Source organism: Paractinoplanes deccanensis (genome assembly GCF_016862115.1).
Classification (GTDB): domain Bacteria; phylum Actinomycetota; class Actinomycetes; order Mycobacteriales; family Micromonosporaceae; genus Actinoplanes; species Actinoplanes deccanensis.
Genome location: NZ_BOMI01000147.1, coordinates 37,526 through 56,913, shown reverse-complemented (window position 1 = coordinate 56,913; position 19,388 = coordinate 37,526). Strand labels below are relative to the sequence as shown.

Here is a 19,388-nt window from a genome sequence, read left to right as displayed (position 1 = left end):
CGGACATCGGGAAGGCAGAGCCGGGGAGCGGCGAGCCCGTGCCGGAGAGCTGTGAGGCAGAGTCGGAAAGCGCCGAGGGTGTGAGGAGCGCGTCGACGCCGTCGCGGAACTGCCGCCACTGCGCCGCCTGGCCGTCGAGCACGTCGCGGCCCGCGTCGGTGATCGCGTAGTACTTGCGGCGGGGCCCGGACTCGGACGGCTGCCAGCCGGGGACGGCGAGGCCCTGCTGCTCGAGCCGCAGCAGGGCCGGGTAGAGGGTGCCGCCCGGCACGTCCGCCACGCCGGCGGCGGCGAGCCGCTGGGCGAGGCCGTACCCGTAGTCGGGCCGCTCGCGCAGCATCGCGAGCAGGCACAGGTCGAGGAAGCCGTGCAGCCACGGCCGGGACATCATGTAGTCAGGCTAACTGCTTAGCAGAGAGACTGACTAGCCCCTTCACGGCGTCAACATGGTCCAGTTCTCCGCCGTGGCGAAGCCGAAGCGCTCGAAGAAGCCGGTGGTCTGCTCGTCGGCGTGCAGGTAGAAGTGCTTCGCGCCGGACGACAGCAGCGCCTCGGTGACCTTGCGGGCGTGGCCCTGCCCGCGGAAGGCGGGCAGCGTGCCGATGTTGGCGAGTCCCGCGTACTCGCCGGTGATCACCGCGACCCCGGCGGCGACCGGCTCGCCCCGCGGGGTCTCGGCGAGGAAGGCCGCGACCTGCGGGCTGTCGAGCACCTCGGCGGTGTAGACGGCGGAGACGAGCTCGGGCGGCGCGCCGAAGACGCCGGCGACGACCGTCGCGAACGTACGGAACTCGTCGCCCTTGATCTGCCGGACGCTCGCGTCCACCGCCCGAGCGCCGTCGACGGTCGCTGTCATGAAGGGCTGCGAGGTGGCGGTGGTGCGGCCGTGCCGCGCGGCGATCTCGCGGAGCCGCTCGCCGGGCTCGCCGCGCAGGCGCACGGACCACGGCACCGGCCCGGCCTTGCGGGCGGCCAGGCCGGCGAGGGTGGCGACCTCGTCCGAGTCCGGGTCGGCCTGCGGCACGACGATCGGGTTGAGGGCGGGGATCACCGAGTAGGTGAGGGCGAGCAGCGTGCCGTTCGGGGCGGTGGTGTGGTACGAGCCGGGCACCAGCGAGGTCAGCGCCTCGATGCCGTCCCGGAAGGCGTAGGCGAAGCTGTCTTTGGTCTGCACGAACACTGCAACGGGGCGTCCGCGCCTCCGTTCGGCGGTGGGGTGCGGATCACGCGCCCGACGCCCCCGGCGCGACCGGCTGCACCTGGCCGGCCGCCTCGTTCGGGGCCGAGCAGGCGGTCTGCGCGCGCGGGACGAAGACGGCGGCGGTCTCGTTCGGCGGGTAGACCCGGTAGCCGCGGACCTGCACCGGCTTGCAGGACGCCGCGTCCACGTTCTGGTAGTCGGCGATCAGGATCGTCGCGTGCACGCGCTCGCCCGGGGCGAGGGTGATCGGGTGCCGCCGGGCGTTGCTGCGCACGAAGGCGGTGCCCACCTGCGTGCCCTTGTCGCCCGCGACGAAGGAGACGCCCGGGAAGCCGTCGAGCGTGCAGGGGAAGCCGGCCGTGTTGCGGAAGACGAGGAACTCGGCGTGGTGGCCGGCCGCGCCGCCGCTCGGGTCCACCACGTCGGTGACCTCGAGGTTGCGGGTGAGACAGTCCTTCACCCCTGCGGTGGGCGCGGGCGCGGCCGTGGACCCGCCGGCCGCCGGCGTGGTGGTCGAGCTGATCGGCGGTGTAGTGGCCGGCGAGGTGGTGGCCGGCGGGGTGGTGGCCGGCGCCGAGCTCGTGTTGCCGCTCGACGAGGCGCACCCGCCCGCCGCGAGCAGCAGGCCCGCCACCCCCACCGCCATGATCGTCCTGCGCATGATGCCTCCCCGTTGTCGTCGGTGCCTGCGGCTTTTCCGTCGCGGAGCCGGCGAAAACGGGAAGGTGATTCTCCCGTCAGCGGTGAACCGCTACGGGACGAAGACCGCGCGCACGCAGTTGTCCTCCTTCTCCTTGAAGATGCGGTAGCCCTCGGGCGCCTGGTCGAGCGGCATCACGTGGGTCGCCAGGTGCTCGGTGGTGAGCTCACCCTTGGCCATGCGCTCCAGCAGCATCGGGATGTAACGCTGGCCGTGCATCTGCGCTCCCCGTACGGTCAGGCCCTTGTTCATCAGCGCGCCGAGCGGGAACTTGTCGACGAAGCCCGCGTAGACGCCCAGCACGAAGACCGAGCCCCCCTTACGACAGGCATGGATCGCTTCGCGTACGGCGATCGGCCGGTCCGTCTGGAGCCGCAGCTGCTGCTTGATCTGGTCGTAGCCGAAGTGCGCGCCGGGCGAGTGCGCCTCCATGCCGACCGCCTCGATGCACACGTCCGGCCCGCGGCCGCCGCTGCGCTCGCGGAGCTCGGCGGCCACGTCGGCCCGCTCGTAGTCGAGGGTCTCCGCGCCGATGTGCTTCGCCACCTGGTCAAGCCGGTTGCCGAGGCGGTCGATGACGATGACCCGCTCGGCGCCGAGCAGCACGGCGGCGCGGGCGGCCATCTGGCCCACGGCGCCGGCGCCCCACACGGCGACCACGTCGCCCGGCTTCACGCCGCCCAGGTCGGCGCCCATCCAGCCCGTCGAGGCCGAGTCGGAGGCGAACAGCGCGCGCTCGTCGCTCACCTCGTCGGGCACGGTGAACGCGCCGACGTCGGCGAACGGCACCCGGATGTACTCGGCGTGGCTGCCGGCGTTGCCGCCCATCGCGTGCGAGTAGCCGAAGCAGCCGCCGGGGGCGTACCCCCAGAGGGTCTCGGTGATCGCCGGGTTGGTGTTGCCGTTGTCGCAGAGCGAGTAGAGCTCCTGGTCGCAGTACCAGCAGCGCCCGCAGGAGATGAACGAGGAGACCACGACCCGATCGCCGACGCGGTGCCGCTTGACGTCCGGGCCCACCTCGACGACCTCGCCGAGGAACTCGTGCCCGAGCACGTCGCCCTTCTCCATGAACGGGATGTAGCCGCCGATCAGGTGCAGGTCGGAGCCGCAGGTCACGGTGCGGGTCACCTTGACGATGACGTCGCCGGGGTTACGCAGCCCGGGATCGGGGACGGTGCCCACGGCGAGCTTGTTGACGCCCTGCCATTGCAGCGCCTTCACAGCAGTCCTCCCTCGCGCCCGTGCTCGGTGGCCGTGCGCAGCGGCCGGTTGAGCGGCGTCTTCTCGGTCGTCGGCGGGCCGGAGGGCAGCAGCACGTCGCCGACCTCCACCAGCGAGCGCGTCTCGCGCAGCGCCCGGCGCACCTCCGCGTCCGTCACCGGCGACCCTTCGGGGATCCGTACGGAGATCTCCGTCCCCCGGTCTCCCGGAGCCGGGGCGAGGCTGATCTCCACGCTTTTCGCGAGCTCCTCGAGCGAGCCGGGAATCTCCGACAGCGGCCGGTGCACCGTCACCACGTGTGTGCGCCGTGGTGACGGCGACCGGCCGCTGCGGCGTTTCGCGGCGACCACCGCGGTGCCCGCGGCGATCGGCGCGACGATGAGCAAGGCCCTTGCCGTACGACCCATGACCGTCCCTTTCGTTCGGTTCACGGTCGCTTACCTCGGCAGGCCGTCGATAAACTAGTCGAGCACATCCTTGATCTTGTTGACCACGTTGGCCACGCCCTGGCCGTGGGCGCCCGCCCCGGTGCCCGGCTTGCCCTTGCCCATCGAGCCGTCGTAGGTGACGAAGAGCTTGGGGTCCGGCGCCGGCCCGAGCGGCTTGTCGTCGGTGAGCGGCTGCGCGTCCGCCACATAGATGATCTCGTCCTTGCCGTTGAGCGCCGGTCCGCGCGCCCACCGGCCCTCGCCCGCGGTGCTCTCCGGGTCGAAGCTGTAGAAGGTGTGGTTGGCCTCGGGGTGCTCGTGCTCGGCGTTCGAGTCCTCGATGCCGTTCTCGGTGAAGCCGTCCGCGATGAGCTGCTCGATGCCGAGCAGCCACTGCTGCTGGTGATAGGTGTCGCGGGCCAGGTTGAACTGGAGCATGTCCTTGACGCCGCGGTCGTCGGTCATGTTGTAGATGCGGCTCGTCTGGAGCCGGCTCTGCGCCTCGGCCGCCACATTGGACCGGAAGTCGGCGAGCAGGTTGCCGCTCGCGACGATGTAGCCGGCGTTCCACGGCACGCCCTGGCTGTTGGTGGGCATCGCGCCGCCACCGGTGACGACGGCGTGCTGCGGGTTCTGCCCGCCGAGCACCGCGGCGAGCACCGGGTTGGCGGCGGCGGCCTTCTCGGTGGCCTCCGCCGGGCCGCCCTCGAGCAGCCGCGCCAGCATCGTCGTGAGCATCTCGACGTGGCCGATCTCCTCGGTCGCGATGTCCATGATCATGTCCTTGTACTTGCCGGGCACGCGGCACGACCAGCCCTGCCAGAGGTACTGCATCATCACGGTCATCTCGCCGAACTGGCCGCCGACCAGCTCCTGGAGCTTGGCCGCGAAGAACGCGTCCGGCTTCTCGGGCTTGGCCTGGAACTGCAGGTAGTCGACGTGCTTGAACATCACGTGCTCCTTCCGGTGTCGTTCGCTACGACCTTCCGGCTACCCGCGGGTCTGGCCCGGCGGGGTCGTTCGGGGCCCCATCGGGCCGCGGGCCGCGGGGAAACGGAGCCGCATGGTGGTTCTCGATCTGGCTCAGCCGCTGAAAAGCAGGGTGGCCCGCGTCGCGCCCTGGTTCGGACCGGCCTTCGTGGCCGCGATCGCCTACGCCGACCCGGGCAACTTCGCCACGAACTTCACCGGCGGGGCGAGCTTCGGCTACCTGCTGGTCTGGGTGATCGTGGCGGCGAACGTGATGGCCATGCTCATCCAGTCGCTGTCCGCGAAGCTCGGCCTGATCACCGGGCGCGACCTGCCGGAGCTGTGCCGCGAGCACCTGCCCCGGCCGGTGGCCCGCGGCCTCTGGGTGCAGGCCGAGCTGGTCGCGATGGCCACCGACCTGGCCGAGATCATCGGTGGCGCGCTGGCGCTGTACCTGCTCTTCGGCATCCCCCTGCCGATCGGTGGGCTGATCACCTGTGCGGCCGCGTTCGCGCTGCTGGAACTGCACCGGCGCGGCGTACGCCGGTTCGAGACGGTGATCGGTGCCCTGCTCGGCGTCATCCTGCTCGGCTTCCTCTACAACGCGCTGCGCTCCGGGGTCGACGGGGCGGCGCTCGGAGCGGGCATGGTGCCGTCGTTCGACGGCTCCGGCAGCCTGCTGCTGGCCACCGGCATCCTCGGCGCCACCGTGATGCCGCACGTGATCTACCTGCACTCGGCGCTGACCAAGTCGCGGGCCGTGGCCGCCGCCGACCCGGCCCGCCGGCGCGAGGCGCTGCGCTGCCAGCGCGCCGACACGCTGATCGCGCTCGGCGCCGCCGGCCTGGTCAACCTCGCGATGCTGGTGATCGCGGCGCAGCTCTTCTTCGGCTCGGACGTCGCCTCGCTGGAGGGCATCCACGCGGAGTTCGCCACCGTCCTCGACGGGCACGCCGCGACGGCGTTCGCGATCGCGCTGCTCGCCTCCGGGCTCGCGTCGTCCAGCGTCGGCACGTACGCGGGCCAGGTCGTCATGCAGGGCTTCATCGGCCGCACCATCCCGCTCGCCGCGCGGCGGCTGATCACCATGGCGCCGGCGATGGCCGTGCTCATGCTCGGCACCGACCCCACGAGTGCCCTGGTCTGGTCGCAGGTGGTGCTCTCGTTCGGCGTGCCGTTCGCGCTGGTGCCGCTGATCTGGCTGACCCGGCGGCGGGACGTGATGGGCGAGCAGGCCAACCATCCGATCACGACGGTCGCCGCGTCCGCCGCCGCGCTGTTGATCATCTGCCTCAACGTGCTGTTGCTCGTGAGAACGCTGGGTTGACCCCGGGCAATCGGGGAACCCGGGCGTCATGGCGATCTACAGCAGTCCGGCGCTCCCGGCCAGGGCGGCCGCCTCCGCACGGCTGGAGACGCGCAGCTTGCGCAGGAGCGTCGCGGTCAGGCGCTTGACCGTTCTCTCCGAGACATGGAGCTTCGCGGCTATCTCGGTCGTCGAGGCCCCGGCCGCGATCAAGCGGAGCAGGTCACGGTCGTCATCGGACAGCGCCTCGGCGGCCGGATGCCGGACCGGCTTCCTGACCAGCTCGGCGAGGAGGCGCTCCGGCAGCACCGCCCAGCCGTCGAGCACCGCGAGCAGCGGCTGGACGATGTCGGCGGCGTCGCTGCTCTTCGGCAGGAACCCGGTGGCGCCGGCCCGCAGCGCCTCGGCCGCCAGCTCCGGATCGTCGTCGCCCGACATGGCGAGCACCCGGGCGCGCGGCGCGGCACGGCGCACCGCCTCGATCGCCCGGACACCCCCGGGCGGGGGCATGCGCAGATCCATCAGGACCACGTCGGGCACGGCATGGCGGACCACACTCGCCGCGTACGCCGCGTCGCCCGTGGACGCCACGACGGTCGCGCGGCCGCCGCTCACCTCGGGCAGGAGCAGTTCCAGACCCCGTACGAACAGATTGTGGTCATCGACGACGGCCACTCGGATCCCCTGGCGCATGGCGCCCGGTTGCCCGGTCCGGAGCGAGTCATGCGTTTGACTCCACGGCGCCGGGCGGCCGACCCGGGCCTCGTGCTCGCCCGCAGCATCTGCCACGAGCTGCGGCCCCCGATGGCGACCCTCGCCGCGCTGCTGCGGGCCCTGGAGGAGGCGCCGGAGCCGCGGCGCAGCGAGATCACCAAACTGGCGGCGGAACACGTCGCCTACGCGGGCGCGGTGCTCAGCCAGGCAGCCGAGACGGCGTACGGCTTCCGCGCCGACGCGATGCCGGCCGAAACGCTGCGCCGGGTGCTGCCTTCGACGCTCGCCACCACGCCGGACGTGTCGACATCGGCCAGCCGCGCCGCGCTGCGGTGGCCCGTGCACCCCGCGCACACCCGGCAGATCCTGACCAACCTGGCGGGCAACGCGGTCCGGCACGCTCCCGGCCCGGTGCGGCTTTCCGCGGCGGTACGGGCACGCCGCCTACGGCTCGCGGTCGTCGACCAGGGCGGCCCGACCCCGGCGCTGCACACCGCCCTGCGGCGCCGCACCCCGCCGCCGGACGACCGCGGCCTCGGCCTGTGGGTGGTGCGGCAACTCGTGGGCTCCCTGGGCGGAACGCTGCGCGCGCGGCAGCTCACCCCGACCGGGCTGGCGATGGAGGTCGTCCTGCCGAGATACACCGGCTGACCCGCGCGGGCCACCGGTCGGCCCCGGCGGGCCATCGCCCGGGGAAGTCGACAACCATGAAGCCGGATCTCATGCTGCGCACACTGGCCGTCGGGCCATGGATCGCCGCCCTTCTGCTGTACGCGGGGCGCGCGCCGTGGGGCATCGCGCTGGCGGCGGCCATCGCCCTGATCTGGGCGGCGCCGCTGATCCGCGACCGGGCGGCGCCCGCCCGCCTCACCTCAGCCGACGCCGCGCCACGTTCTAGCGTCCGCTGAAATCCGGGCGGCGGCGCTCCATGAAGGCGCGCTGGCCCTCCCGCTCGTCCGCACTGCCGGCGCAGGCGTCGACCATCTCGCGGGCGCGCGCGGCGAGCTCGGGATGAGCGGTCGCCCTGATCGACACCTTGGCCGCGCGCACCGACAGCGGCGCGTTGGCCGCGATGGCCGACACGGTGCGCGCCACGTCCGCCTCCAGCTCACCGGCGGCGACCAGCCGGTTGACGATGCCGGCGGCGAGCGCCTCGGCGCCGGTGAAGGTGCGCGCCGTGAGCAGCATGTCGGCGGCGTGCGCCGGCCCGGCCACATGCACGAGCGCCTCGGCCAGGGCCACCGGATAGCCCACCCCCAGCCGCGCCGCCGGAATGGCGAACGTGCTCCCCTCGGCCGCGATCCGCAGGTCGGCGCTGAGCGCCAGTGCCATCCCGGCACCCAGGCAGTGCCCCCGGATCATCGCGATCAGCGGTGTCCGCAGCCCCCTCAACGTCCCGAACAGCCCGGACAGCGCGCCGTCGAACGCCTGCCGCTCCGCGGCGGAGTCGTGATGCCCCGCGAACTCGGAGATGTCCGCCCCCGCGCAGAACGTCTCGCCCGCACCCGCCAGCACGATGCACCGAACCTCCGGCGCGTCGTCGAGCTCGCGCACCGCGGCCTCGAGCGCCCCCATCATCGCGACCGACAGCGCATTGCGCCGGCGCGGATTGGCGATGGTCACCCACCCGGCCCCGTCACGGACGACATGCTCGATCACCACGGGCTCACTCCACCGGCTGAAAAGACATCGAAGGGGTTGCGCTGCACCGTAGTCCCGCGACTATAGTCATGGGCATGGCCGACTAGCGCTCTTCCAGCATCTTCTTGAGGGTTTCCCGGGCATCGGCTGGCTTGCCCGCGACGATCATCATCTCACCCATGGCGCGCAGGTACGGTCCCGCGTCCCTCCGCTCGTCCAGGAAGAACGCCCGATCAAGCTGCTCGAGGTAGACGACTTCCGACATCTTGAGCTGAAGAAGAGAGAAGGAGTTGCTCCGGAAGACATGACCTCCGGCGTGCGGCATGATCACTTGGATCGTGACATGCGGACGGGCGGTCGCCTCGACCAGGAACTCGATCTGTTCCCGCATGATCTCCCGGTCGGCGAGGCCGTCGATCAGGGCCCCGTGCTCGACGATGGCCACCAGCCGGGGAGACCCCCGCTTCAGCAGCTCAGCCTGCCGCCGCATGCGCACGTCGACCAGTCGTTGGACCCGCTCCTCGTCGGGGTAGGCGGAACGCATCACCGCCTCGGCGTACGAGCGGGTCTGGAGCAGTCCGGGAACGAACCGAACCTCGTAGGTCATGATGACCTTGGCGACCGACTCCAGGACGAGGTACGAGCAGTACCAATCCGGGAGATCGATGCCGTACGCGTTCCACCACCTCGGGTCGTTGAGGTGACGATTGAGCTCGAGGAGAGCCAGCCGCGCCTCGGCACCAGGGTCGTACAGAGCCAGCAGCCCGTCGAGGTCGCCCTCCTTGGCGCCGACTCGGCCCAGTTCAATCCGCGTGACCTTCGACGTCGACGCTCGGATGTGGCGCGCCACGTCGCTCAGGGTCAGGCCGCGCGACTCACGCAACGCACGCAGGTGACGTCCGAGGATCTCGTGGGCCGAGGTCGGCCGCCCCTTGCCGTCCGGCGGCAGGGGCTCGTCGAAGACCACCTCACGGCCTCCCGGACAGGCGTCGCGGACCGGCTCGGTGCCCGCGCCGGCGCGTGGCTCTCACCGCAGCATCCGGCGCGCGACCTCAGTCGCGAGGCCGATGCTCGCGGCGCCGGCCACCGCCGCGGGCACCGGCTGGGCGAGTCCGACGAGGCCCATGGAGAAGCCCATCAGACCGAGATCCATGACGGTCAGCGATATCAGCACGCCGCTGGTATGGGACCGGCACTGCCCGCTGCCGCACCGTGCCCGTCCGCTCTTCTTCGTTGACACGCGGCGTATGGTGCCGGGCAACCCCTACCCCGGCAAGACCAACTGCAATCGTGCACCGACGGCTTCCTGACACCCGCCCACGGGCCCCCGGGGCATCGATGGTCGTCGCCTGGGAAATCGCCGCCCCGGCCGCGCGAACTGAACTCGGCGCGTCACCCTGACGGGTGATGTCACGGCTTGCGGCCCACCCCGCAGAAGCCGTCCAAAGGCGACGGCGCCGCGCCCGGCTCGGGGCGCCACAGCGGGATCGAGACCAGGCCCGGCTCGACCATGTCGAGTCCGTCGAAGTAGCCGGCGATCTCCTCCGGACTGCGCAGGTTGTACGGGTGGCCGCTGCGGTTGGCGACCCGCTGGCCCTCGACGATCGCCGCGCTCGTGTTGGTGCCGTCGGAGACCACGAGGTAGCTGCCGGACGGCACGGCGGCCAGCAGACGCTCCACGATGGACTTGGCCTCGGCGTAGTCGGCCACGTTGCCGAGAATGCCGAGCATGGTGAGGGCGATCGGCCTGTCGAAGTCGAGGGTCCGGTGCGCCTCCCGCAGGATCTTGCCGGGGTCTTCGACGTCGGAGTCGATGTAGTCGGTGGCTCCGCCGGGGCTGCTGGTGAGCAGGGCGCGGGCGTGGGCGAGGACCAGGGGGTCGTTGTCGACGTAGACGACGCGCGACGTGGGGGCCGCACGCTGGGCCACCTCGTGCGTGTTGTTCGCGGTCGGCAGGCCCGTACCGATGTCGAGGAACTGCACGACGCCCTCGTCCCGGGCCAGGTAGGTGACGGCGCGGACGAGGAATTTGCGCTGCTCGCGCGCCACCTCGACGATGGCGGGGAACGAGCTGCGGATCTGGTCGCCGACCATCCGGTCGATCTCGAAGTTGTCCCGGCCGCCCAGCAGGTAGTTCCAGACCCGGGCGCTGCTCGGCTTGGTCGTGTCCACGTTCGGCTTGGTCATCTGCGGCTCCCTCGCAGAAGGATGGAATGCGCCATCCTACGGGCGGAGGGACCCGCCGGGAGGCCCCTCAGAAGGAGGCCTTGCGGACGCCGGGTAGCTCGCCCCGCAAGGCCATCTCGCGGAAGCGCACCCGGGAGAGGCCGAACTTGCCCACGACGCCGCGCGGACGCCCGTCGATCATGTCGCGGGTGCGGCGGCGGGACGGGCTGGAGTCGCGCGGCAGGCTCGCGAGCGCGCGCACCGCGGCGGCCCGTTCGGCCGGGCCGGTGCCGGGTGCGGAGATCAGCTTCTTGAGGGCGGCCCGCTCGCCGGCGTGCAGGGCGGCCAGGGCGGCGCGGCGCTTCTCGCGCTCGGTCAGCGCACGGCGGGCCATCAGAGCTTGACCCCGCGAGCCCGCAGCCGGGCGACGACCGAGTCGATGCCGTCCCGGTCGATGATCTTCAGCCCGGTGGTGCTCACGGTGAGCCGCACGGTCCGCCCGTCGGCGAGGCGGAACCGGCGCCGCTGCACATTCGGATTCCACCGCCGGCGGGTGCGCCGATGGGAGTGGGACACGGCATTGCCGAACGACGGCTTCGCGCCCGTCACGTCACAGATGTTGGCCATGCCGCCACCCTACAATGAAAACCGTGTTCAACAAGCGGAGGGGTGGGGCGCGGAGCGCCGAGGTGTGGCGACCGGCGCCAGGGTGGCCTGGCGCCGGTCGCTGTGGGTCAGTCGCGCGGGCCGAAGGTGATCGGGTCGATCAGGTCGACGCCGAGGACCGGGCGCTGCGGATGGACCAGCAGGTTTCCGGCGTTGTCCTTGGCGAGCAGCCCGGCGCTGGTGTCGCTGCCGAAGGTGACCGGGACGAGGTTGCTCCTGGCGTTCCACCCGGTGCCCGAGCCGGTGTCCACGCCCGGCTCGAACTGGGAGCCGTCCGCCTTGCCGCCGTAGACGACCAGCTTGCCGGTGGCCGACTGCACCGTCTGGAGGTCGTCGTAGTCGTCGCCGGAGAACTTGGCCACCTGCAACTCCTTGCAGCAACCCCACCCGGAGCCGTAGACGACGCCCGCCGCGAACGAGCCACCCGCGGCGGTTCCCTTGTAGAGGAACAGCTGCTGGGTCGACGTCTTCACGACCAGCAGATCGTCGTACGCGTCGCGGTCCACCTTGCCGACCGCCACGTCCCGCAGGTCCGTGGTCCAGCCCGAGCCGATCGTGACCCGGCTGCCGAACGCGCCCCCGGCGGCCGTGCCCGGGTAGTAGACCTGGGCGTTTGTCGAGCCGTCGATGGCGAGCAGGTCGTCGTACCCGTCCCGGTTGATCCGGCCGACCGCGAGCTCGCGCAGGCCGCCCCAGCCGGTCGCGAGCTGCACCCGCGGGCCGAAGGTGTTCGCCGCCGTGCCCGGGTGCATCCACGCGACACCGGCCGAGTCGACGCCGAGCAGGTCGGTGAAGGCGTCCCGGTTGAACTTGCCGGTCACGATGTTCGACAGCTCACCTGGCTGCGGGCCGGAGACCTTGCCGGGCGCCGCGACCCGCGCGGGCCAGCCGGCCTCCGCGGTCCGCTGGTGCAGCCACGCCTTGCCGGCGGTGTCGACCTCGAGCAGGCCGTCGATGCCCGTGCCGTCGAGCTTCGCCTTGGCGAGGAAGGACGCCGTGTTCCAGCCCGCGCCCGAGCCGGTGTCGGCACCCGGACCGAACTGGGTGCCGGCCTCCGTACCGGGATAGATGCGCATCTTGCCCGTTGCCGACTCGACGGTGAGCAGGTCGTCGTAGTCGTCGGCGTTGAACTTGCCGACCTGCAACTCCTTGCAGCAACCCCACCCGGAGCCGTAGACCACGCCCGCGGAGAACGAGCCGCCGGTCGCGTTGCCCCGGTAGAGGAACAGCTGCTGGGTCGACGCCTTCACGACCAGCAGATCGTCGTACGCGTCGCGGTCCACCTTGCCGACCGCCACGTCCCGCAGGTCCGTCGTCCACCCCGAGCCGATCACCGTACGGGCGCCGAACGCGCCCCCGGCCGCCGTGCCCGGGTAGTAGACCTGCGCGTTTGTCGAGCCCTCGATCGCCAGCAGGTCGTCGTACCCGTCCCGGTTGATCCGGCCGACCTCGAGCTCGCGGAAGCCGGTGAAGCCCGAGCCGATCCGCACCCGGTGGCCCCACACGCCCGGCGTGGCCGTGCCGGGATAGAGCCACAGCACGCCCGACGCGTCCACACCCGCCAGGTCCTGCCGGCCGTCGCGGGTGAACTCGCCGGTCACCGGCTCGCTGATGCCGCTCGGCACGGTCGCCGTGCTGGTGCGGACCCAGTCGCCCAGGTCGTCGGTGCGCGCCCCGCTCGCCTCGTCCGTCCGGGTGCCGGGCTCGCCCAGGCAGCCCTTCTGCCCGGAGTCGACGCTCACGCCGACCAACTGCGGCCCGGACGCGGTGTCGCGGAACGCCGGTGCGCCCGCGTCGCCCTTGCACAGGGTCGCGCCCGCCGAGGCGGCGGTGATCGCGAACCGTCCCGCCGACACGGAGCCGACCGTGAAGTCGCCGGAATGCATGCGGTTCGGCACCCACTCGGTGCTCGTCCGGCCGTACCCGGCGATCGAGACCGTCTCGCCCGCTTGCGCCGCGTCACCGCTCAGTGACACCGGAGTGATGTTCTTCACCGCTGCCGACAGCTCGGCCAGCACGATGCCGCGGTCCGGATGCGGCACCAGCGACACGACGGACAACCGCTGACCGGTCACCTTTGTCAGATCGGCCCGGCCCAGCACCACCGACGCCGGCCACGCCGGGGCACCCGCCACGACAGCGCCGGCGGTGTCGGCGAAGCAGGACTTCGCCGTGACGATCCACCGCGCGTCTACCAGCGCCCCGGTGCAGCTCCGGAACGTGTCACCGATGGTCAGCTTGGCGACGAACGGCAGCCCGCCGTCCGGCACCTCCTGCGCACCGGCGACCGCCGACGCGCTGCCGCCGCCCAGGAAGGCCGCCGAGAGCCCGGCCACGAGCAGGCCGGAACCCCAGAGGCGGTACCGCCTACGCACGTTCAATCCCCGTTTGTTCATCAAGTCTTCAGCTCGCCGTGAGCTTGAGCAGCACGGCACTCGAGCCCTCGGTCTGCCCCTCGCCGATGCCCGCGGCGCCGCCCGGCTCGACGACGGCCGAGTCCGAGACACCGTCCACGGTGTAGTCGGCGACCGTGGTGTGCTCGCTGTCGCTGAAGACCAGGAACGCGTCGCTGAGCTCCATGGTCACCCAGGCGCCGGAGCCGGCCGCCTCGAAGCAGAACGGGTCGCGGCCGCGGCTGCGGACCTGGATCAGGTCGGCACCGACGGCGCAGTCGGTCAGCAACAGGCGCCCGTCGCCCTTCTTGAGCAGGATGTCGCGGTCGGCGAGGATCTTCTCCGCCCCCGGATAGGCGAAGTCCTCGACCAGCGACGCCGTCTCCTCGGCCGCCGCGGCCGCGTCCGCCCGGGTCGCGGCGACGGCGCCCGCACCGCCGAGCACGGCACCGGCCGTCAGCCCGGCGACCGCCAGATATCCAAGTAAACGCACAGCTCTACCCCCGTAAATTGCCGTCTCGGGAAGATCGACGACCGCAGGATAGTACAAGCGGCGACCCACAGTGGACCCTTACGAACGTCGATCTCGACGGGGCAACGGGGATCGAAGTTGATGTCTATAGTGAGCCGGCCAAGATGCTGTCGTGAACCGGGGGAAGACATGCACCCACCTGGCCGCCTGCTGTCCACTTTGCGAAGAGTGGCGGCAATCTCGATCACCACCACCGTCCTGATCTCCGGCCTACCGGCCGGCGCCGCGCACGCCGAGGAGTCGCCCGCCGTCGAGCGGGCGCAGGCCCTGACGCTGATGCGGACCGGCGGGCCCGGCGTCGCCAAGGCCGCCGAGCAGGCGCTGACCGGATCCGATGACGACGTCCACGAGTTCCTGACCACGGCGTACCCGAAGATCGCGGTTGATGATCTGCAGGTGCGCGCCACCCAGCTGATGGCGGCCGGCGGCCCAGGGGTGCGCGCCGCCGCACAGCAGGCCCTGAGCGGCACGACGGAGCAGCTGCGCGCGTTCGTCGAGACGGGCTGGGAGAAGCCCGCCGAGGACGACCTCGCCGTGAAGGTCACGCAGGCGATGGCGACCGGCGGCCCCGGCGTCAAGTCCGCCGCCCAGAAGGCGCTCGCCGGCACCCCCGACGACATGCGGGGCTTCCTGTTCGCCGGCCAGTTCGAGGCGCAGGCCGACGACAACGCGATCCGGGTCACCCAGATCATGACGGTCGGCGGCCCGCAGGTGCGCGCCGCGGCACAGCGCGCCCTGGCCGGCACCGACGAGGACATCGAGTACTTCCTGCTCTACGGCTACGAGACCGCCGCGGCCCGCGACCAGGAGACGCAGACCATCTCGCAGCTGGTCGACCTGGCCGCCACCGCGCAGGCGCAGGCGGCCAAGCAGACCCAGGTCGCGCAGGACGCCGCCGCCCAGGCGGTCGCCGCCGCGCAGAAGGCCAAGGAGGCGGCGCTGAAGGCGGCCGCCGAGACCGAGGCGGCCAAGGACTCGTCGATCAAGGCGGCCGCGGCGGCCAGCCGGGCGGCCAGCGCCGCCAAGCGGGCCGCGGCAGCGGCGCAGACCGCGATCCGCGCGGCCTCCGCGGCGAACGAGGCGGCCCGGGTGGCGGCCAACGCCGCGAACCAGGCCGCGTACGCGGCGACCCGGGCGGGGCAGGCCGCGTCGGCGGCGAGCAGCGCCGCGGCGGCCGCCGCCAAGGACAAGAACAAGGCCGCGGCGGCCAGCACCGCCGCGACGAAGGCGCGTGACGTCGCCCGCGGCGCCCGCAAGGCCGCGGAGGCGGCCGACCAGGCGGCCAAGGCGGCCGACGCGGCCGGGCAGGCGGCCGTGGCGGCCAGCTCGGCGGGCGCCAACGCCGACGCGGCGGCGGGCGCGGCCGGCGAGGCGGGCAACTGGGCGCAGAAGGCGGGCGCCAGCGCCGCCGCCGCGCGCCAGGCCAGCGCCGACGCCAAGCGCAAGGCGGCCGAGGCGACCCGGGCGGCGAACCGGGCGCAGGCCATCGCGGCGCAGGCCGCGCGGGCGGCCCGGCAGGCCCGGGACGCCGCGAACCAGGCGGCGCAGCACGCCGACAACGCCGCGGCCGCGGCGGACGAGGCGGTCAAGCAGGCCGGTGTGGCCGCGGGCGCCGCCGACCGCGCCCAGCAGGCGGCGAACCTCGCGGACCAGGCGGCGGACATCGCGGAGAACGCGTCGGCCACGGCGTTCAACGTCGCCGCGGTCGCCCGCGAGGCGGAGGCCGAGCGGCTCGAGCAGTCCAAGGCCCGGATGATCGCCGAGGCGCAGGACGCGCTGCTGGCCGAGCAGAACAAGCAGATCGACTCGGCGTGGGTGGCCGGCAAGGAAGCGAAGCTGGACGCCGAGACCCAGGCGTTGCTGACCGAGGCACAGGCCCCCGGCGCGGCCGAGGAGACCGTGGTGGCCAACGGCCGCAAGGTGGCGGCCCGGCTGGCGCACACCGGCGGCAGCTGGCTCCAGGAGGCGTCGGAGGACGCGCTGGTCGGCACGGAGGAGGACGTCGTCGCCTTCGTCCGCAGCGGCATCGCGCTCGCCACCGAGCAGGACGACCGGGCCAGCGCCGCCCACATCGCGGACACCAGCGACAACGGCGGCGAGCGGCTCGCCGCCAAGAGCGCGCTGGCCCGTTCCTATCCCGCGGTCAAGGACTTCCTCAACGACCGCTGGTACTGGGGCAAGGACGACGACGACCAGATCGCCGTCTCACGGATCATGGAGGCCGGCGGGCCCGGCGTGCGGGCTGCGGCACAGGCGGCGCTTCAGGGCACGCCGGAGGACCGCGCGAAGTTCCTCGCCGAGGGGCAGTACCGGGCGGCCGAGGACGACGACCGGGTCGCCGTCACCCAGGCGCTGAGCACCGGCGGGCCGGAGGTCAAGGCGGCCGCGCAGGCGGCACTCAACGGGCCGCCGTCGTTCCAGCGCGAGTTCCTCGAGGTCGAGCTCTTCCGGGCGCGGGAGCGCGACGCCGACACCACGCGGCACGTGTCGCAGATCCAGTCGTACCTCTCCGAGGTCGCGCAGACCGCGGCGCTGGCCCGCAAGAACGCCAACGAGGCGCAGCAGGCGGCCTACCTGGCGGCGGGCGCCGCCGCGGAGGCCGCGATCTGGGCCGACAAGGCCGTGGCCTCGGCCGATCAGGCCCGGGTCTACGCGAACGAGGCGAAGGCGTCGGCGGACCAGGCGCAGAAGTCCGCCGACGAGGCGGCCTCCTGGGCCAAGAAGGCCCGGGCCGCGGAGCAGGAGGCCAAGGCGGCGGCCGCCGCGGCCGCCCGGTCGGCGTCCCAGGCCGCGGCCAGCGCCGCGCAGGCCCGCACGTTCGCCCGGCAGGCCCAGGCCGCCGCGGCGCAGGCCCGCGCCGACGCGATCGCCGCCGGCAAGTCCCGCGACGAGGCGGCCGCCGCGGCGTCCGAGGCCAAGGCGATCGCGGCGGAGAAGAAGCGCCTGGAGGACTGGGCGACCCGCCAGGCCGACTACGACACGGCGGTCGGCGCCGGCGGGCTCACCGCCGACGAGCAGGCGATCTTCGACCAGGGCGGGCAGGCGGCCCTGGACGAGTACCGCCAGGCGCTCAAGGACGCCAACAAGAACATCGGCGACTGGCTGGTCGAGAACGGCGCCGGGATCCTCATCTCGATGCTCGGCATCGACAACATCATCAACTGCGCGCAGAACCCCAACCTGGGCGACTGCCTGTGGGCGCTGGTGGACGTCGGGTCGTTCTTCTTCGCGGTGGGCAAGCTCAAGTCCGTCGGCTCGGCGATCCTCAAGGTGGTCCGGGGGCTCAAGTCCTTCTTCGAGGCCGGGTCCAAGGCCCGCAAGGTGCTCCAGCGCACCGAGAAGGTGATCGAGGACGCCCGCGCGGCGCGGCGGCCGGACCCGGAGTTCTGCGAGCTCGAATGGGAGGTGCCGGAGGCACGTACCGCCTCCTCGGCACGTGCCGCTCAGTCCGCCGCCGCGGCAGCGGCCATGGCGGCGCCGAAGAAGAAGTGCAAGGTCCACCACGCCGGCCAGGCCGACGGTGACTACGTCAACAAGGGCCCGCACGTCAACATGGACGACGGCGCCGAGGTGGCCATCGAGGTCGACAAGAACGGCAACCTCGTCGGCGTCCCGCTCTCGTACGGCAAGGGAGCGACCCAGAAGCACGTCGACGCCGCGATCGACACGCTCCAGAAGGACCAGAAGCTCCGCACGGAGTTCGTGAAGCGCATGGAGTCGGTTCTGGAGCAGTCGAGGACGGACCGCGACAGCCCGCCGACCATCGTCTTCAAGGACCCCAAGCAGCGCGAGAAGATCAAGATGGTTTGCTACCGTCTGCGGAAGCTGGGCGTGGACCCGTTCTGAGCGACATCCGAGTGAGCAGCGCATGACATATGTCGACTTCTTCGTCGACTTCGCGGTGAGCGGCCAGGTCGCCGGGGTGGGGCTCAGCTCCCCCCTGGCGGCCTGGCCGCCGGCCCTGGGTGACGACTACCGCGACGCGAGCTGGAGCGCCGGCGACATGGTCCGGCAGTTCGGCTTCGTCGACGCCTACTTCGAGGACACCACCGGCGAGTGGCTCTGCCGCCAGATCCTCGTCAAGCCCGACTGGACCAACAGCTTCGCCGGCAACGCACCAGCCGTCATCGCCGAGCGGTACGGCGAGTTTCCCGCGCGCGTGTCCTTCGTGGAGATTGCCGATGCTCTGGCGGCGGCCGGTGCGGAGGTGCGCCTGCTGCCCCGGGTCAGCAAGGCACAGCAGGACCTCTACTGGATCCCGGCCGGCAACGTCCTGGTCTCGGCGGTCTCCGCGGCACAGGCCGGCGACTTCACGGGTCTGGAGCCCGGCGACATCTACTCGGCCGAGACGAACACGCTTCTCGCCCTGCCCGACGGTCACGGCACCCGCTACCGCTGATCACCCGGCGCGGTGGTCGATCAGGGCGGCCAGCAGGACGAGGCCGTCGGCCCAGCGCGGGACTTGATCCAGCTCCAGCCGCCCGGGCCGGTGATGCAGCAGCGTGGTGCCGTGCACGCTCCAGGCGGGCGGGACCCGGTGGCCCAGCTGCGCGTCGATCAGCGCCGGGCCGATCAGGTGGCCGAGGGCGGCCGGCTCGTCCGTACGGATGCGGAACTGCCGATCGAAGCCGGGAACGCCCGTCGCGCCCTCGCCCCGGCCGAGCATGCGGGAGACCCGGCCCCGCGGGGCCACCTCCGTCGCCGGGAGAGGCCGGTCCAGGGTCGCGACGACCACGATGTGGTGGTGCGTCTGCGGCGTCGTGCCGTCGCCGGGGTCGGTCACCGAGTACTGCGCCACCCAGACCCGGCGGCCACGGCGTACGGCCGAGAAGGCGTACTCGATGCCGCGTTTGTTGCCGCCGGGCAGGTGACGGCCCCAGTCGACGTCCGGCTGCTCGGTGAGGGCCCAGCCGTTGCTCTCGGCCCACCGCCGCCTCCGGTCGCGCTCGCGGCGCCGGCGCCGGGCCGCGACCACCAGCAGCAGGCCGAACAGCAGCCCGAAGCTCGCGCAGAGAAGGCCGGCGAGCTCAGCCATCGGCCGTACGCCGCACGGCCGCCCTGGTCACCAGCACGGCGGCGAGCGCGTCGACCACCGCCACGGCCGCGCCGAAGGTGGCCGGGAAACCGATCAGCGCGTCCGGGCCGGGACGCACGGCGAACACCGTCAGCACGAGCAGGACCGCGGCGAACCGCGCCCAGGCGAGCGCGTGCGACAGCCGGGCCGGACCGGCGGCGCCGCGCGCGAAGCCGGCCACCGCGAACAGCAACAGCACCGCACCGGCCACGGCCGAGATCCCGGCCAGGGCGAAGGTCGCCGCCTCGGCGCCGCCCTCCAGCTGCCAGGCCAGCAGGCTGATCACGGCGAGGGCGACGTCTCCCGCGATCACCACGGCGGTGAGCACGGCCGAGCCGGCGCTGCGGCCGCGGTGGATCGGTGAGGTCGTCACGGCG

General features: G+C 72.5%; 23 protein-coding genes. 6 read left to right on the top strand and 17 right to left on the bottom strand.

Translation table 11 applies throughout. The annotated features are described in order from the left end of the window. The 6 genes from Ade02nite_RS36400 to Ade02nite_RS36375 form a co-directional block, all read right to left on the bottom strand. Positions 1–391: PadR family transcriptional regulator (locus Ade02nite_RS36400; RefSeq protein ID WP_203773729.1), on the bottom strand; the 391-nt coding region annotated here is incomplete at its 3' end. A 42-nt stretch (positions 392–433) separates the two neighbouring features. Then, positions 434–1,174 carry a GNAT family N-acetyltransferase gene (locus Ade02nite_RS36395; RefSeq protein ID WP_203773727.1) on the bottom strand — a complete coding sequence of 247 codons (741 nt, stop codon included), beginning with the start codon at positions 1,172–1,174 and terminating at the stop codon, positions 434–436. Between the two features lie 49 nt (positions 1,175–1,223). Further along, entirely contained in the window at positions 1,224–1,862 is a 639-nt protein-coding gene (locus Ade02nite_RS36390; RefSeq protein ID WP_203773725.1) for a DUF4232 domain-containing protein, read from the bottom strand. A gap of 90 nt (positions 1,863–1,952) precedes the next feature. Further along, complete coding sequence (locus Ade02nite_RS36385; RefSeq protein ID WP_203773723.1) at positions 1,953–3,122, bottom strand: zinc-dependent alcohol dehydrogenase; 1,170 nt, start codon at positions 3,120–3,122, stop codon at positions 1,953–1,955. Further along, positions 3,119–3,508: a hypothetical protein gene (locus Ade02nite_RS36380; protein WP_239169313.1), complete on the bottom strand. Its 390-nt coding sequence runs from the start codon at positions 3,506–3,508 to the stop codon at positions 3,119–3,121. The genes Ade02nite_RS36385 and Ade02nite_RS36380 overlap by 4 nt, the downstream gene beginning before the upstream one ends. A 75-nt stretch (positions 3,509–3,583) precedes the next feature. Next, entirely contained in the window at positions 3,584–4,501 is a 918-nt protein-coding gene (locus Ade02nite_RS36375; protein ID WP_203773721.1) for a manganese catalase, read from the bottom strand. A 112-nt stretch (positions 4,502–4,613) separates the two neighbouring features. Here Ade02nite_RS36375 and Ade02nite_RS36370 point away from each other — a divergent pair, with 112 nt between their 5' ends. After that, on the top strand, positions 4,614–5,846 hold the full coding sequence (locus Ade02nite_RS36370; protein WP_203773719.1) for an Nramp family divalent metal transporter: 1,233 nt from the start codon (positions 4,614–4,616) through the stop codon (positions 5,844–5,846). Positions 5,847–5,882: 36 nt separating this feature from the next. Here Ade02nite_RS36370 and Ade02nite_RS36365 read toward each other — a convergent pair whose 3' ends face one another. Further along, on the bottom strand, positions 5,883–6,500 hold the full coding sequence (locus tag Ade02nite_RS36365) for a response regulator (RefSeq protein WP_239169312.1): 618 nt from the start codon (positions 6,498–6,500) through the stop codon (positions 5,883–5,885). 48 nt (positions 6,501–6,548) lie between these two features. Between Ade02nite_RS36365 and Ade02nite_RS36360 the strand changes: the two genes are divergently transcribed. Both Ade02nite_RS36360 and Ade02nite_RS36355 read left to right on the top strand, forming a co-directional pair. Next, entirely contained in the window at positions 6,549–7,190 is a 642-nt protein-coding gene (locus Ade02nite_RS36360; RefSeq protein ID WP_203773715.1) for a sensor histidine kinase, read from the top strand. Positions 7,191–7,246: 56 nt separating this feature from the next. Beyond that, on the top strand, positions 7,247–7,447 hold the full coding sequence (locus tag Ade02nite_RS36355; RefSeq protein WP_203773713.1) for a hypothetical protein: 201 nt from the start codon (positions 7,247–7,249) through the stop codon (positions 7,445–7,447). Here the strand turns inward: Ade02nite_RS36355 and Ade02nite_RS36350 are convergent. From Ade02nite_RS36350 to Ade02nite_RS50450, 3 genes are all read right to left on the bottom strand, one after another. Beyond that, positions 7,434–8,201 carry an enoyl-CoA hydratase-related protein gene (locus Ade02nite_RS36350; RefSeq protein WP_203773711.1) on the bottom strand — a complete coding sequence of 256 codons (768 nt, stop codon included), beginning with the start codon at positions 8,199–8,201 and terminating at the stop codon, positions 7,434–7,436. The genes Ade02nite_RS36355 and Ade02nite_RS36350 overlap by 14 nt on opposite strands. A gap of 82 nt (positions 8,202–8,283) precedes the next feature. Continuing rightward, entirely contained in the window at positions 8,284–9,147 is an 864-nt protein-coding gene (locus Ade02nite_RS36345; RefSeq protein WP_203773709.1) for a helix-turn-helix domain-containing protein, read from the bottom strand. Between the two features lie 60 nt (positions 9,148–9,207). Beyond that, positions 9,208–9,333 (bottom strand): hypothetical protein, encoded by a 126-nt coding sequence (locus tag Ade02nite_RS50450; protein ID WP_275409976.1) that lies wholly within the window; start codon positions 9,331–9,333, stop codon positions 9,208–9,210. On the opposite strand from Ade02nite_RS50450, the gene Ade02nite_RS36340 reads away from it, so the two are divergent. Beyond that, a complete protein-coding gene (locus tag Ade02nite_RS36340) occupies positions 9,332–9,490 on the top strand; it encodes a hypothetical protein (protein WP_203773707.1) in 159 nt (52 codons plus the stop codon). The genes Ade02nite_RS50450 and Ade02nite_RS36340 overlap by 2 nt on opposite strands. 100 nt (positions 9,491–9,590) lie before the next feature. Here Ade02nite_RS36340 and Ade02nite_RS36335 read toward each other — a convergent pair whose 3' ends face one another. From Ade02nite_RS36335 to Ade02nite_RS36315, 5 genes are all read right to left on the bottom strand, one after another. Then, positions 9,591–10,367, bottom strand: coding sequence for an SAM-dependent methyltransferase (locus Ade02nite_RS36335; protein ID WP_203773705.1), 777 nt, complete (start codon positions 10,365–10,367; stop codon positions 9,591–9,593). Positions 10,368–10,434: 67 nt separating this feature from the next. Continuing rightward, positions 10,435–10,740: a 30S ribosomal protein S14 gene (rpsN, locus tag Ade02nite_RS36330; RefSeq protein ID WP_203773703.1), complete on the bottom strand. Its 306-nt coding sequence runs from the start codon at positions 10,738–10,740 to the stop codon at positions 10,435–10,437. Continuing rightward, entirely contained in the window at positions 10,740–10,973 is a 234-nt protein-coding gene (rpmB, locus tag Ade02nite_RS36325) for a 50S ribosomal protein L28 (protein ID WP_203773701.1), read from the bottom strand. Before rpmB ends, rpsN begins: the two co-directional genes overlap by 1 nt. Positions 10,974–11,080: 107 nt before the next feature. After that, positions 11,081–13,387 (bottom strand): S1 family peptidase, encoded by a 2,307-nt coding sequence (locus tag Ade02nite_RS36320; RefSeq protein WP_203773699.1) that lies wholly within the window; start codon positions 13,385–13,387, stop codon positions 11,081–11,083. Positions 13,388–13,415: 28 nt separating this feature from the next. After that, complete coding sequence (locus Ade02nite_RS36315) at positions 13,416–13,898, bottom strand: hypothetical protein (protein ID WP_203773697.1); 483 nt, start codon at positions 13,896–13,898, stop codon at positions 13,416–13,418. A 207-nt stretch (positions 13,899–14,105) separates the two neighbouring features. Here Ade02nite_RS36315 and Ade02nite_RS36310 point away from each other — a divergent pair, with 207 nt between their 5' ends. Together Ade02nite_RS36310 and Ade02nite_RS36305 are read left to right on the top strand one after the other, a co-directional pair. After that, positions 14,106–17,783, top strand: coding sequence for an ALF repeat-containing protein (locus Ade02nite_RS36310; protein ID WP_203773695.1), 3,678 nt, complete (start codon positions 14,106–14,108; stop codon positions 17,781–17,783). A gap of 22 nt (positions 17,784–17,805) precedes the next feature. After that, positions 17,806–18,336: a hypothetical protein gene (locus tag Ade02nite_RS36305; protein ID WP_203773693.1), complete on the top strand. Its 531-nt coding sequence runs from the start codon at positions 17,806–17,808 to the stop codon at positions 18,334–18,336. Here Ade02nite_RS36305 and Ade02nite_RS36300 read toward each other — a convergent pair whose 3' ends face one another. Together Ade02nite_RS36300 and Ade02nite_RS36295 are read right to left on the bottom strand one after the other, a co-directional pair. After that, entirely contained in the window at positions 18,337–18,972 is a 636-nt protein-coding gene (locus tag Ade02nite_RS36300; RefSeq protein ID WP_203773691.1) for a hypothetical protein, read from the bottom strand. It lies immediately after the preceding gene. Continuing rightward, a complete protein-coding gene (locus Ade02nite_RS36295) occupies positions 18,965–19,384 on the bottom strand; it encodes a hypothetical protein (RefSeq protein ID WP_203773689.1) in 420 nt (139 codons plus the stop codon). The genes Ade02nite_RS36300 and Ade02nite_RS36295 overlap by 8 nt, the downstream gene beginning before the upstream one ends. Between the last annotated feature and the right edge of the window lie 4 nt (positions 19,385–19,388).